General features: G+C 49.6%; 13 protein-coding genes and 1 pseudogene. 7 read left to right on the forward strand and 7 right to left on the reverse strand.

What is annotated here, in order from left to right; all coding sequences use genetic code 11:
- Positions 1–188 precede the first annotated feature (188 nt).
- A complete protein-coding gene (gene uxaB / locus D9597_RS22510) occupies positions 189–1,640 on the forward strand; it encodes a tagaturonate reductase (protein ID WP_130219107.1) in 1,452 nt (483 codons plus the stop codon).
- A gap of 206 nt (positions 1,641–1,846) precedes the next feature.
- Complete coding sequence (locus tag D9597_RS22515) at positions 1,847–2,761, forward strand: bestrophin family protein (protein WP_130224816.1); 915 nt, start codon at positions 1,847–1,849, stop codon at positions 2,759–2,761.
- Positions 2,762–2,764: 3 nt separating this feature from the next.
- Here the strand turns inward: D9597_RS22515 and tam are convergent, their stop codons facing one another.
- From tam to lsrA, 7 genes are read right to left on the reverse strand one after another with little or no spacing between them, the layout of a single operon-like run.
- The gene (gene tam, locus D9597_RS22520) at positions 2,765–3,523 is read right to left on the reverse strand and encodes a trans-aconitate 2-methyltransferase (protein ID WP_130224818.1); all 759 of its coding nucleotides are present in this window, start codon (positions 3,521–3,523) and stop codon (positions 2,765–2,767) included.
- A 56-nt stretch (positions 3,524–3,579) separates the two neighbouring features.
- Positions 3,580–3,870 (reverse strand): (4S)-4-hydroxy-5-phosphonooxypentane-2,3-dione isomerase, encoded by a 291-nt coding sequence (gene lsrG / locus D9597_RS22525; RefSeq protein WP_130209237.1) that lies wholly within the window; start codon positions 3,868–3,870, stop codon positions 3,580–3,582.
- A 22-nt stretch (positions 3,871–3,892) separates the two neighbouring features.
- Complete coding sequence (gene lsrF, locus D9597_RS22530) at positions 3,893–4,768, reverse strand: 3-hydroxy-5-phosphonooxypentane-2,4-dione thiolase (RefSeq protein ID WP_130224820.1); 876 nt, start codon at positions 4,766–4,768, stop codon at positions 3,893–3,895.
- Between the two features lie 26 nt (positions 4,769–4,794).
- Positions 4,795–5,817, reverse strand: coding sequence for an autoinducer 2 ABC transporter substrate-binding protein LsrB (gene lsrB / locus D9597_RS22535; protein WP_130224822.1), 1,023 nt, complete (start codon positions 5,815–5,817; stop codon positions 4,795–4,797).
- An 11-nt stretch (positions 5,818–5,828) separates the two neighbouring features.
- On the reverse strand, positions 5,829–6,821 hold the full coding sequence (lsrD, locus tag D9597_RS22540) for an autoinducer 2 ABC transporter permease LsrD (RefSeq protein ID WP_001222721.1): 993 nt from the start codon (positions 6,819–6,821) through the stop codon (positions 5,829–5,831).
- On the reverse strand, positions 6,821–7,849 hold the full coding sequence (gene lsrC, locus D9597_RS22545; RefSeq protein WP_130224824.1) for an autoinducer 2 ABC transporter permease LsrC: 1,029 nt from the start codon (positions 7,847–7,849) through the stop codon (positions 6,821–6,823). Before lsrC ends, lsrD begins: the two co-directional genes overlap by 1 nt.
- Positions 7,843–9,378 carry an autoinducer 2 ABC transporter ATP-binding protein LsrA gene (lsrA, locus tag D9597_RS22550; protein WP_130224826.1) on the reverse strand — a complete coding sequence of 512 codons (1,536 nt, stop codon included), beginning with the start codon at positions 9,376–9,378 and terminating at the stop codon, positions 7,843–7,845. The genes lsrC and lsrA overlap by 7 nt, the downstream gene beginning before the upstream one ends.
- Positions 9,379–9,626: 248 nt before the next feature.
- Between lsrA and lsrR the strand changes: the two genes are divergently transcribed.
- The 5 genes and pseudogenes from lsrR to D9597_RS23610 form a co-directional block, all read left to right on the forward strand.
- Entirely contained in the window at positions 9,627–10,580 is a 954-nt protein-coding gene (lsrR, locus tag D9597_RS22555; protein WP_130219121.1) for a transcriptional regulator LsrR, read from the forward strand.
- Positions 10,581–10,658: 78 nt separating this feature from the next.
- Positions 10,659–12,251, forward strand: coding sequence for an autoinducer-2 kinase (lsrK, locus tag D9597_RS22560; protein WP_130224828.1), 1,593 nt, complete (start codon positions 10,659–10,661; stop codon positions 12,249–12,251).
- Between the two features lie 243 nt (positions 12,252–12,494).
- Positions 12,495–12,761 (forward strand): type II toxin-antitoxin system antitoxin HipB, encoded by a 267-nt coding sequence (hipB, locus tag D9597_RS22565; RefSeq protein ID WP_130219125.1) that lies wholly within the window; start codon positions 12,495–12,497, stop codon positions 12,759–12,761.
- On the forward strand, positions 12,761–14,083 hold the full coding sequence (hipA, locus tag D9597_RS22570; RefSeq protein ID WP_130224830.1) for a type II toxin-antitoxin system serine/threonine protein kinase toxin HipA: 1,323 nt from the start codon (positions 12,761–12,763) through the stop codon (positions 14,081–14,083). Before hipB ends, hipA begins: the two co-directional genes overlap by 1 nt.
- Before the next feature lie 247 nt (positions 14,084–14,330).
- Positions 14,331–14,549, forward strand: a pseudogene (locus D9597_RS23610) (site-specific integrase); the annotation flags it as partial.
- Between the last annotated feature and the right edge of the window lie 22 nt (positions 14,550–14,571).

A 14,571-nucleotide genomic window follows, 5' to 3' on the forward strand; every position in this document is an offset into this window, starting at 1 on the left:
CCATTTTTACCGGGAATCATGATTACAAGCTTTCACTTTCCGGAATCTTGACCAACAGCACATTTTTCGCCAAAAAACGTGAATTGTTCGCCGCGAGTTGATCAAAACAGGGGTTCAGCGTATTAAAGTTTGCTAACCTGTCGTACCAATTCAAACAGGTTGTATGACTAATCAAAAGGGAACCCATTGTGAAAACACTAAATCGTCGCGATTTTCCCGGTGCACAGTATCCAGAACGTATCATTCAGTTTGGTGAAGGTAACTTCCTGCGTGCCTTTGTCGACTGGCAAATTGATCTCCTGAATGAGCACACCGATCTGAATTCTGGTGTGGTCGTAGTTCGTCCGATTGAAACTTCATTCCCGCCGTCACTGAGCACTCAGGATGGTCTGTACACCACCATCATTCGTGGTTTGAATGAGAAGGGCGAAGCGGTTAGCGATGCGCGTCTGATTCGTTCTGTTAATCGTGAAATCAGCGTCTACAGTGAATACGATGAATTCCTGAAACTGGCGCACAACCCGGAAATGCGCTTTGTTTTCTCTAACACCACCGAAGCAGGTATCAGCTACCATGCAGGCGACAAATTTGATGACGCGCCAGCGGTAAGCTATCCGGCAAAACTGACTCGCCTGTTGTTCGAACGTTTTAGCCATTTCAACGGTGCGCTGGATAAAGGTTGGATCATCATCCCGTGTGAACTGATCGACTATAACGGCGATGCGCTGCGTGAACTGGTTCTGCGCTACGCGCAGGAGTGGGCGCTACCAGAAGCATTTATTCAATGGCTGGATCAGGCTAACAGCTTCTGTTCAACGCTGGTGGACCGTATCGTTACCGGTTATCCGCGTGATGAAGTGGCGAAACTGGAAGAAGAGCTGGGGTATCACGATGGTTTCCTCGATACCGCTGAACACTTTTACCTGTTTGTGATTCAGGGGCCGAAATCTTTAGCTTCAGAACTACGTCTGGACAAATATCCGCTCAACGTATTGATTGTAGATGATATTAAACCATACAAAGAGCGTAAGGTTGCAATCCTGAACGGTGCGCATACGGCGTTGGTGCCAGTTGCGTTCCAGGCAGGGCTGGATACTGTAGGCGAAGCGATGAACGATGCTGAAATTTGCGCATTCGTTGAGAAAGCCATCTACGAAGAAATTATTCCAGTACTGGATTTGCCTCGTGATGAACTGGAATCTTTCGCCAGTGCAGTCACCGGGCGTTTCCGTAACCCTTACATTAAGCATCAGCTGCTTTCCATCGCGCTCAACGGTATGACCAAGTTCCGTACCCGAATTCTGCCGCAGTTGCTGGCAGGACAGAAGGCGAACGGTAAACTTCCGGCCCGACTGACCTTCGCGTTAGCCGCATTGATTGCATTCTATCGTGGAGAACGTAACGGGGAAGCGTATCCGGTACAGGATGATGCCCACTGGCTGGAACGTTATCAGCAACTCTGGAGCCAGCATCGTGACCGTATCATCGACACCCAGGAGCTGGTCGCTATTGTGCTGGCAGAAAAAGACCACTGGGAACAGGACCTGACGCAAGTGCCTGGCCTGGTCGAACTGGTTGCTAATGACCTGGATTCCATTCTGGAAAAAGGGATGCGCGAAGCTGTACGTCCGTTGTGCTAAATAGCTTCGTTATCTGAACCCGGTTTCGACCGGGTTTCTTATTTAGCTATTTTAGTTACAACATCCTATATGCTAATTATCATAACCAGGTGCCATATGTAGCACCTGTAAATGTTGTAGTCTTGTAGGTAATTTGTAAGTACTGTCTTGAGAATGTGATCGTAATCACGTTTAATAGGGCGACTTTTCCACGCCTGAAGATAACCATGATTGTTCGTCCACAACAACACTGGCTGCGCCGTATTTTTGTCTGGCACGGTTCAGTATTATCCAAGATATCCTCGCGCTTACTACTCAATTTTCTCTTTTCTATCGCTGTTATTTTCATGCTGCCCTGGTACACTCATCTGGGCATCAAATTCACCCTCGCACCGTTCAGCATTCTTGGTGTCGCCATCGCCATCTTTCTGGGGTTTCGTAATAACGCTGGTTACGCCCGTTACGTTGAAGCGCGCAAACTTTGGGGGCAGTTGATGATTGCTTCGCGGTCATTATTGCGTGAGGTAAAAACGACATTGCCGGATTCGGCAAGGGTAAGGGAGTTTGCCCGACTGCAAATCGCCTTCGCCCACTGTTTACGCATGACGTTACGCAAACAACCACAGGCGGAAGTGCTGGCACATTATCTCAAGACTGAAGATCTTCAGCGTGTACTGGCTTCAAACACTCCGGCTAACCGTATTTTGTTAATAATGGGGGAGTGGTTGGCGGTTCAGCGACGCAATGGACAACTTTCAGATATCCTGTTTATTAGCCTCAACGATCGGCTTAATGATATTTCAGCGGTTCTGGCAGGCTGCGAGCGCATTGCCTATACGCCAATTCCCTTTGCCTACACCCTGATTTTGCATCGTACCGTTTATCTGTTTTGTATCATGCTGCCGTTTGCACTGGTCGTGGATCTGCATTACATGACGCCTTTTATCTCTGTGCTGATTTCCTACACTTTTATTTCGCTGGATTGTCTGGCTGAAGAACTTGAAGATCCGTTCGGTACTGAAAACAATGATTTACCGCTGGATGCCATCTGCAACGCTATTGAAATTGACCTGTTACAGATGAACGATGAAGCAGAAATTCCAGCGAAAATTCTTCCCGATCGCCATTACCAGCTGACGTGATAATTACTCCGTACGTCGGGCAATAATAAACAGACGCGGAAATGCCAGCAGTATCTGTCCGTTCTCTTGCAGTGGATACTGCTCTTCCAGCATCTGATGGTAGCGCGTAAGAAAATGCTGCTGTTCGCTCTCGGTCAGATCCTGTAACCACGGACGTAATCCAGTGGCGGTCACCCAATCGATAATCGCCTGGTGCGACGGCATCTGGTGATAGTAAGTGGTTCGCCAGATATCAATCTCGCATCCGGCTTCGCTCAAAATATCGTAATAAGCATGAACGCCAGCCAGCGGCTCACGCCCGCGATCTGGATAATTTTGTTCCCAGGCGACTTCGCGCATCAGCACATGGGTCGGCTCCAGCCAGTTATCTGGCATCTGTACTGCCAACACACCATGAAGATTAAGTAACGAAACCAAATGAGGGAACAATTCGTAGTGGTCGGGCAGCCATTGCAGCGAGGCATTAGCAAAAATCAGATCGAGTGCCTGTTCCGGTTGCCAGTTGCGGATATCTGCTTCCACAAACTGGCAGTCCGGCAAAGCACTGCGCGCTTCGGCAATCATCGCCGGAGACGAGTCGATGCCAGTTATCTTCGCCGCAGGCCAACGTTGGTGTAGAAAGGCGGTGCTGTTACCTGGGCCACAGCCAAGATCGGCAACATATTCGACATTTTCCAGCGGCACTCTGGCAAGCAACTCCACCGCCGGACGCGATCGTTCAGCGGCAAAGTGCAGATATAAAGAGGGGTTCCAGTCAGACATTTTTTTACTCCCGTCAGCGCGTTACCCCAATTGTAGATAAAACTGATGAATTCGCCTCACGGCATCAACCCATTGAACACACGTTTTTTACGCGGCCCGGTCATTAGCGCTTCCAGTTTCGCGACACAGGTTTTGTAGTGGGGCGTGGTTTTATGGAACGCCACTGCGTCTTCATCTTTATAGGCTTCGTAAATATAAAAGCGCGAATTCACTTCCGGGTCCTGTAAGACATCGAAGCGCAAATTGCCTTCTTCCTGTACCGAGCCCAGGTGGTTCTGGCGAAAAACTTCGATAAACTCGTCAACCTTGTCTTCATGAACGTTAATTTCAACCAGTGTGACGTGCATGTTTCTTCTCCTTAATCCGCAGTTACTGTTTTTCACTCAGATAGAATTCATATGCCCGATCAGCCGTTTCGTTATGGTGTACCACCGCCTGTACGGCTTTCATCATCGCCACCGGATGGTCAGACTGGAAAATATTTCGCCCCATATCCACACCAGATGCGCCCTGATCGATAGCCTGCCAGCACATTTCCAGCGCCTCGCGCTCTGGTAATTTTTTACCGCCAGCAATAACAATGGGTACCGGACATCCGGCAACAATCCGTTCAAAACCTTTATCGACATAATAGGTTTTGATAATTTGCGCCCCCATTTCAGCGGCGATTCGAGTCGCGAGCGAGAAATAACGCTGATCGCGCACCATATCTTTGCCCACGCCAGTGACTGCCATGGTCGGCATTCCCACTTTCATTCCAGCATCGACTAACTGAATAATATTTTTGATCGACTGATGTTCATATTCGCTGCCGATATAAACCTGCGCCGCCACTGCGCAACTGTTCAGGCGCACAGCGTCATCCATCGATAACGCTACTGCTTCATTACTTAATTCCGCCAGAATAGAGTTCGCACCTGACGCCCGCAGTACCACTGGTTTATTGGTCGCCGGGGGCACTACGCTGCGCAAAATACCGCGCGTACACATTAATACATCGGCATGTTCAAACAGTGGGGCGATATTTATATCGATGCGTTCAAGTCCGGTAGTCGGCCCCTGAAAATAACCATGGTCAAAGGCCAGCATCACGGTTTTACCCGTTTTCGGATTAAATATCCGCGATAAACGAGACTGCATTCCCCAATCCAGCGCACCGCAACCTTTCAGGGTAAAAGGGATATTGTGTTGCGGTTGATCGGTGCGAAAATCTTTACCATCTTTAATATCGTCTAAATCTGCCATAACTTACTCCGGTTAAGTAATGCACATCAGAAATCGTATTTGCCGATATTTTCTTTATTGAAAACCACGCGCTCTGGTAACAGTACGATGCCATTACCGTCCGCTTCGTAGTCATAGCCCTGAACGCTGTTTGGCGAGACTTCCACCTGACCTACGCCCTCGATATCCAGCTTGTCGCCCGTTTTCATTGCACCTTTTTTCAATAATGCATCCGCGACATAAACTGAAATTTTGCCTTGCTGAACCACATCCCACAGGCCAAATTCTTTCACCGTGCCGCGCTCTACATACGGACGCATCACGTTTGGCGTACTGAATCCCACAATCGCAACTTTGTCATTTTTGAGGTTTTCAGCGGCTTGCGCGGCGGCGGGCAGGGCGTTGGCGTCGGGGGCGATAATGACATCGAGATCGCTATACGCTTTTAATATGCCTTCTGCGGTTTGTAACGATTTAGTGGCATCGTTATAGCCAAACTGCGTAGTGACAATTTCCCAGCCTGGATGCTCTTTGGCGATTTTCGCTTTCGCTTCTTTCACCCACTGGTTTTGGTCCGTAACGGTGGGGCTGGAATAGAAAAACGCGACTTTGGCTTTGTCTTTATTCACCTGGCGCGCCGCCATATCCACCAACATACCTCCCAACTGGGCGGGCGTTCCCTGGTTAATGTAGTAAGAACGGCACTCCGGTTTGGTGTCAGAATCCCAGGTAAGTACTTTCACCCCACGTTGCATGGCGCGTTTCAGTGCCGGGCATAAACCATCTGGCGAAACCGCAGAAACGATAATGGCGTTATATCCCTGATTGACGAAATTATTAATCAACTGTACCTGACCAGAAACACTGGGTTCTGTCGGCCCATCGTAGGTCACATCAACGCCCAGCTCTTTACCCGCTTGTTGTGCGCCGTTGCCACCGCTGGTAAAAAATCCCACGCCAACCAGTTTGGGAATAAATGCAATACGCTCTGCGGCCTGCACATTCATAGAGATTGCGGCAATGCCAAGGGCGCTAAGTAAGGCGATTTTCTTAAAGCGATGAAGTGTCATGAAGATATCCTTTATGGCAATGGGTTATTGGCCCGACGCGCCAGCCACTCTTTAATTTGCTGGCGATGCAGGCTAACGGAACGACCTACGACAACGACGATAAGTAGCGCACCGGAAAGGGCGCTGGACACCTGATTTGGCACTCCTGCCATTTGCAAACCTTGTTGCAAATATCCCACTAATAAAACCGCAATGGCGGTGCCGATAATGGAACCGGAACCACCATAAATATTGGCACCGCCAAGCACCACGGCGGTGATGGCGGGCATCAGAAACGACGCACCGAGATCGGAACGTGCTGAACCAAAATACGATACCAGCAGCACAGCGGCGACCGCAGACGCCAGCCCCGTCATGGCATAGAGCGCACATAAGGTGCGGTTAACTGGAATCGCGCTATAAAGCGCCACACGCGGGCTTTGCCCAATCAAAAACACGTTACGTCCGGCATGAGTTTTATGCAGCCACAGCCAGAAAACGAGGAGACATATCAGGAAGATAATCAGCGGAACGGGGAGTCCCAGCACATCCAGGTTAGCGAAATCTGTAAACGCCATCGGGAATCCACCAATACCTTCATACCCCGTCGCTCCGGCCATCCCGGAAAGCAGCAGAGCGCTTCCGGCAAACAGATACAGAGTGCCAAGCGTAATCACCAGCGGGTTAACTTTGGTATAGATAATTAATCCGGCGTTAATCAGCCCGCACAATGCGCCGAGCAGTAAAGTCAGAAGAATCGCCAGCGGCATCGGCACACCACTTTGAAACAGTACGCCTAATGCAATGGCGCACAAGCCGATGGTCGAACCAAACGAAATATCGATCCCGCCACTGACAATCACCATCGTCAGCGGTAGGGCGACAATGCCAATGCAGATAAAGTCACTGGTGCTGAACAGCAACATATTGAGATCTAACATCCGTGGGTTAATTGCACCAAATGCGACGATCTCAATAACGAGCAGTGCGGCAAGGGCCAGTTCCCAACCGTAGCGAATACGCATTACGCGGCCTCCCGTTTTTTACCTGACGAAGCGGGTTTAACGGATGGCGGTTGCGTCATAAAGCGGGCATATTTTTGCCGCCGCAGATTACGTTCCAGCGCGCAACGCAGGCGTCCATCAAACACCAGCACCGCCAGCAGAACCAGGCCCGCGATAAAATCATTCCACCATGCCGGAATGCGCAACAGCACCAGTACGCTATCGATCTGCGTCAGGAACCAGGCGCCGAGCACCGCTCCGATAATCGCGCCGGAACCGCCGAGCAAACTAATGCCGCCCAGCACGCAGGCAGCGATAGCTTTCATTTCCAGCCCGGTGCCGGTCTGATTAGGGATAAACCCAATCTGCGAAGCAAACACAATCCCCGCCAGTGCCGCCATGCAGCCGTTCAACGAAAATGCCACAATCCGAATGGCTTCTGTACGAACGCCCAATTGACGAGCGCCCTGTAAATTATCGCCCGTGGCATAAAAACTGCGTCCAAACGCCGTCTTCGCCAGCAGCCAGGCCATAAATGCCACCAGAATTATCGTCAACCAACCAATCGCGGAAACGCCAAACAGTAGCGGGGCGGAGAGTTGTTTCAGTTCAGCGGGTAATCCCTCAATCCATTTACCGCCAGTCCACAGCAACATGATGCCCCTGTACAACCCTAATGTACCGAGCGTAGCGACAATGGCAGGGATCTTTAGCCACGCGACCAGGACACCGTTGAAAAATCCCGCGAGCAAGCCGAGCAGTAACGTCGCGACACAAGCCACAGGCAGTGAATACCCCGCATTCAGTAATATCCCCAATAGCACCGCGCACATACCCGTAATTGAGCCTACCGAAACATCAATATTGCGCGTCAGCATCACCAGCGTCGCGCCCATCGCCAGCAGGATCAGGATTTGTGCGCTGCTATAAACCATGGTCAGCGTTTGCAGACTTAAATACTGACGGTCGAGAAAACCGGGTAATACAAACAGCAGCACCACCGCCAGCAGTGCCGTGATTTCACGGTTGTTCTGAATAAACTTCAGCATGACGCCTCCTGACACTGACTATCGCCGAAGGCAACGCGCATAATGGTGTCGACATTAATATCGCGCCCGGTCAGTGCCGAGTGGGTAATTTCACCCTGATGCATCACATACACGCGGTCAGCCATCAGTTCGATCTCTTCCAGATCGGAGGAGATAAGCAGCACGGCCACATTTTGTGCGGCGATGCTGCGCAACAGCTGGTAGATATCATTACGCGCCGAGACATCCACGCCGCGCGTCGGCTCATCAACAATCAATACTTGCGGCGAAGCTTCCAGACATTTGGCAATCAGGATTTTTTGCTGGTTGCCACCGGATAAAGTTCGTGCAGCTTGTTCCGATTCGTTAAATTTAATATTCAGCGCGCGACGATATCGTTCCAGTGTGGCGTTATCTTTCGCGGTTTTTGCCCAGAATCCGCGTTGATTATGGGTGAGGGCGCAAACGTTCCACGCCAGCGAAGCATCGAGATTCAATCCTGAGGACTGGCGATCTTCTGGTAGATAAACCAGACCGCGATGCAAACGTTCTCCGGTAGATAATTTATTGATCTCTTTACCATTCAACATGATGCACCCGCCACGCAAAGGCCGCAGACCATATAACGTTTCTGCCAGTTCAGTGCGCCCGGCCCCCACTAGCCCAGCCAGGCCAAGAATTTCTCCGGCATTCAGCGTAAAACTGACATTCATAAAACCTTCGCCAGTCAGATTTTCCAGCGCCAGTACCGATGTTCCGGCTGCATGTTGTGGGCGATTACCGGGCAATTCCAGCCATAACTTTTGACTGGCTGAGAGAGATTTTTCCCGCGTTGCTGGCGTAATGGCCTGAATGATGTCGTCGGTAGACAGCTCGCTGGTTTTGCCACTTAACGCAATAGTTCCGTCGCGCATCACGCTAATACGATCGGCAATCTGGCGAATTTCCGGCAGCTTATGTGAGATAAAAACAATACCCACGCCAGTGGCGAGTAGTTCCTGCAAACGGCCAAACAAGCGTTCGGTTTCCGCAGGGGTAAGCGACGCTGTAGGTTCATCGAGAATAAGAATTTGCGAATCGCGCATCAGACCGCGCAGGATTTCCACCATTTGGCGGTCGGCAACATCCAGTGAGCCCGCCAGACTATGGAGATCAAACTGGCAGCCCAGAGCCGCCAGCAAGTTCTTCATCTTTTGCATGGAGAGCTGTTTTTTTGCCAGCCCAAACAGGATGTTTTCTTTTATCGACAGGCTTGGGAAAAGCAGCGGTTCCTGGGGAACGAGATAAATACCCAACTGATGAGCATGAACTGGCGTTAATCTGGTGTAGTTGTTGCCACCAACCTCCAGCGTGCCGCTATCAGCGGGGGTAATACCGGCGATGATTTTCATTAGCGTCGATTTACCCGCGCCGTTACCGCCGAGCAGGGCGTGGACTTCACCTTGATGCAACGTAAAATCGATGCCTTTCAGGACATTAACCCCTGAATACTGTTTATAAACCGAGCGGGCGCAAAGTAGCGGTAACGCGCGGGTATCACTCGTTTGCATATTTCCCCCATTCAGTTTTGCAGGTGAGTTTTGAACAAATGTGTTTCTACTTTTAATTTGTTCATAACCTTAGGTGGGCATTGCACATATTTCCGACGAATAGATCACAATTTATGCTATTTTGATTTTTATGGTTGCGTTTGTTCATTGCTGTTTGACCAAACTGTGGTGGCTATCACAGATATAAGCGCGCAATAACTGAACAATTGCATTAAAGATTTAAATATGTTCAAAGTGAAGAATGAATTATGACAATCAACGATTCGGTAATTTCAGAACAGGGAATGTGCGAAGAAGAACAGGTCGCGCGGATCGCGTGGTTTTACTATCACGACGGGCTGACCCAGAGCGAGATTAGCGATCGCCTAGGGCTAACGCGTTTGAAAGTGTCGCGGTTACTGGAGAAAGGGCATCAGTCCGGCATTATTCGCGTGCAGATTAATTCTCGCTTTGAAGGCTGTCTGGAATATGAAACGCAATTACGTCGCCAGTTTTCATTACAGCATGTGCGGGTGATCCCTGGACTCGCAGATGCAGATGTCGGCGGGCGCTTAGGAATCGGCGCAGCGCATATGTTGATGGGATTGCTCCAGCCACAGCAAATGCTGGCGATTGGCTTTGGCGAGGCAACGATGAACACGCTGCAACGCTTAAGTGGTTTTATTTCGTCACAGCAAATCCGCCTGGTCACGCTCTCCGGTGGCGTCGGCTCTTATATGACAGGCATCGGGCAACTTAACGCAGCGTGCAGCGTCAACATCATTCCGGCGCCATTACGGGCATCTTCGGCTGAAATTGCCCGAACGCTGAAAAATGAAAACTGCGTCAAAGATGTCCTGTTAGCCGCACAAGCTGCGGATGTGGCAATTGTCGGCATTGGCGCCGTGAATCAAAAAGAGGATGCGACGATTATTCGCTCCGGTTATATCAGCCAGGGCGAACAGTTAATGATTGGTCGAAAAGGGGCCATTGGCGATATTTTAGGTTACTTTTTTGACGCTAAAGGTGACGTTGTCACGGATATCAAAATACATAACGAACTGATTGGCTTACCTTTAACCGCGATGACAACCATTCCAATTAGAGTAGGTGTCGCAGGGGGCGAAAATAAAGCCGAAGCGATCGCCGCTGCGATGAAAGGCGGCTACATCAACGCGCTGGTTACCGACCAGGATACTGCCGCTGCGATTTTACGTGGTTAATTTAGCATCACCTTATTACCGGGAACGATGGAGAACGTATAGAGGAACAGACAGAACGCTTAAGCCGAGGACAATCTAATGGCTCGACTCTTTACCCCTTCAGAATCAAAGCATTACCTGATGGCGCTGGACGCAGGCACCGGAAGTATTCGGGCTGTGATTTTCGACCTGGAAGGCAATCAAATCGCGGTAGGACAGGCGGAGTGGCGGCATCTGGCAGTACCTGACGTTCCCGGTTCAATGGAATTTGATCTGAATAAGAACTGGCAACTGGCGTGCGAATGTATGCGCCAGGCGTTACATAATTCTGGTATCGCGCCGGAATATATTGCTGCCGTTTCGGCATGTTCGATGCGCGAAGGCATTGTTTTATATAACAATGAAGGAACACCGATCTGGGCCTGCGCCAATGTAGATGCCAGAGCGGCGCGGGAAGTCAGCGAACTAAAAGAACTGCATAACAATACCTTTGAAAACGAAGTGTATCGCGCGACCGGACAAACGTTGGCTTTAAGCGCCATTCCCAGATTACTTTGGCTGGCGCACCATCGTTCTGATATCTACCGACAAGCGTCGACCATCACCATGATCAGCGACTGGCTGGCCTATATGTTAAGTGGGGAGCTGGCGGTCGATCCGTCTAACGCAGGCACCACGGGACTTCTTGATCTAACCACCCGTGACTGGAAACCTGCATTGCTGGATATGGCCGGACTGCGGGCTGACATTCTTTCTCCTGTCAAAGAAACCGGCACATTGCTGGGCGTGGTAAGTTCACAAGCTGCGGAACTTTGCGGCCTGAAGGCTGGCACTCCGGTGGTCGTGGGAGGAGGGGACGTGCAACTCGGTTGCCTTGGATTAGGCGTTGTGCGTCCGGCACAAACCGCTGTTCTTGGCGGCACATTCTGGCAGCAAGTAGTGAACTTAGCTGCACCAGTGACCGATCCAGAAATGAACGTGCGCGTTAATCCCCATGTTGTTCCTGGCATGGTACAAGCTGAATCTATTAGCTTTTTTACCGGACTCACCATGCGCTGGTTCCGCGATGCCTTTTGTGCCGAAGAAAAACTGATTGCCGAACGTTTAGGTATCGACACCTATACGCTGCTGGAAGAGATGGCCAGTCGGGTGCCGCCTGGGTCGTGGGGCGTGATGCCGATATTCTCCGACAGAATGCGCTTTAAAACCTGGTATCACGCTGCGCCTTCCTTTATTAACTTGTCCATTGACCCGGATAAATGTAACAAAGCGACATTGTTCCGTGCGCTGGAAGAAAATGCGGCGATTGTATCAGCGTGTAACTTGCAGCAAATTGCTGATTTTTCTAATATTCATCCCACATCGTTAGTCTTTGCAGGCGGAGGTTCAAAAGGGAAATTATGGAGTCAAATTCTCGCTGATGTCGCGGGATTACCCGTTAATATTCCGGTGGTCAAAGAAGCCACCGCATTAGGATGTGCTATTGCCGCTGGCGTCGGTGCCGGGATTTATTCATCAATGGCAGAAACTGGAGAACGTCTTGTACGCTGGGAACGAACGCATACACCAGACCCGGAAAAGCATGAACTTTATCAAGATTCACGCGATAAGTGGCAGGCTGTATATCAGGATCAACTGGGGCTGGTTGATCACGGACTGACGACATCGTTATGGAAAGCGCCTGGGTTATAGTTTTATTGACAGCCACATCCTGATAACCGTGGCTGTTAATTTTTGAGCATCGGTATTCCTATTTCTTTTCAACCGGCGCATCAGCGCCGTTTTTTAAATTCTCCCTTTTATCCGCGATCGCGGATATCGCAGCATTTATCCCGTATAGCGGATAAAATGCGTTTACAGATTGACTTTATCCTCACTAAGGGATAAAACGGACAATATCCCCTTAAGCGGATAAACTTTCTGTGGACGTATGGCATGATAAGCTTTCCGATGATCTATAGCCCAACGCAATTAGCGAATGCAATGAAACTGGTTCGTCAGCAAAATGGCTGGACGCAGAGCGAGCTGGCGAAAAAAATCGGCATTAAGCAGGCGACGATTTCGAATTTCGAGAATAATCCCGATAACACCACGCTGACGACATTTTTTAAGATATTACAGTCACTTGAACTCTCAATGACGCTATGCGACACGAAAAACGCTGCGCCAGAATCAACAGAACAGCAAGATCTGGAGTGGTAATGCCTAAACTTGTCACTTGGATGAACAACCAGCGGGTAGGCGAGTTAACGAAGTTGGCCAATGGCGCGCACACTTTTAGGTATGCGCCGGAGTGGTTAGCCAACCGTTATGCCAGGCCGTTGTCGCTATCGATGCCATTGCAGAGGGGGAATATCACCTCTGATGCCGTGTTTAACTTCTTCGATAACCTGTTACCCGATAGCCCGGTTGTACGCGACCGGATCGTTAAACGTTATCATGCTAAATCCAGACAACCGTTTGATTTATTGTCAGAAATAGGGCGGGACAGCGTTGGCGCCGTGACGTTATTACCAGAAGATGAAACCGTAACGCACCCGATAATGGCATGGGAAAAGCTTACTGACGCCAGACTTGAAGAAGTATTAACGGCTTATAAAGCAGATATTCCGCTAGGCATGATTAGAGAAGAAAATGACTTTCGCATCTCGGTTGCTGGCGCGCAGGAGAAGACCGCGCTGCTCAGAATGGGCAATGACTGGTGCATTCCGAAAGGAATAACGCCGACGACGCATATCATTAAATTACCGATTGGTGAAATCAGGCAGCCCAACGCGACGCTCGATCTCAGTCAAAGCGTGGATAATGAATATTACTGTCTGCTGCTGGCGAAAGAACTCGGGTTGAATGTTCCGGACGCAGAAATCATAAAAGCGGGTAGAGTGCGCGCGTTAGCGGTCGAACGCTTTGACAGGCGCTGGAATACTGAACGAACGGTTTTACTTCGCTTGCCACAGGAGGATATGTGTCAGACATTCGGTTTACCTTCATCGGTGAAATATGAATCTGACGGAGGCCCAGGCATCGCGCGGATCATGGCGTTTTTAATAGGGTCCAGCGAGGCGCTTCGCGATCGTTATGATTTTATGAAATTCCAGGTATTCCAGTGGTTGATTGGCGCGACGGACGGCCATGCGAAAAATTTTTCGGTTTTTATCCAGGCCGGTGGTAGTTATCGACTCACGCCATTTTACGACATCATTTCAGCATTTCCGGTATTGGGTGGCGCGGGAATACACATCAGCGATCTCAAACTGGCAATGGGGCTTAACGCATCCAAAGGCAGAAAAACGGCAATCGATAAAATTTATCCGCGACATTTTTTGGCGACAGCAAAGGCGCTGAAATTCCCGGAAGTGCAGATGCATGAAATCCTGAGTGACTTTGCCAGAATGATTCCCGCAGCACTGGATAACGTGAAGGCTTCATTACCGGCAGATTTTCCGGAGAATGTGGTGACGGCAATTGAAACCAATGTGTTGAGGTTGCACGGTCGGTTAAGCCGAGAATACGGAATTAAGTGAGATGTGGGGTTTGATCGTGGCTAATGAGCAGGACAATCATGACCGCTAAAGACTGGATTTTCCCTTTGTTTATGTTGGTGCGCATAATGTATATTATGTTAAATCACCTACTGTGGTAAATAAGTTCATAAGACACTCCCACTAACTGATAAATCAATACGTTAGGATTTCTGATCTCCCTCTCGTTTCTTGCATTAGGTACAGAGTACATTCTCTTCATATCCATGATAATTTTGAGGTAAATATTGTGTATTCACTAAAGCAGTTGGTTATCTCAGGCCGTAAAAGGCGATGGATCCTGATGGACTTGGAAACCTCTCTGCCGTTGCTGTATCCCCTTAGGTACCATATTGACCATTTGGCTTTCCGCTCATTGTCCACACAGTCAGCTTCACTTCAATCTGTGAAGTTTTTTTACGAATTCTGGAGGCAAAAGTATGGTGTGTCGTTTTGCTACAGCTTCTATTTGTAAATAGACCCGTTTTAGT

The sequence above is a fragment of the Escherichia sp. E13S3 genome (assembly GCF_004212325.1).
Lineage (GTDB): Bacteria > Pseudomonadota > Gammaproteobacteria > Enterobacterales > Enterobacteriaceae > Escherichia.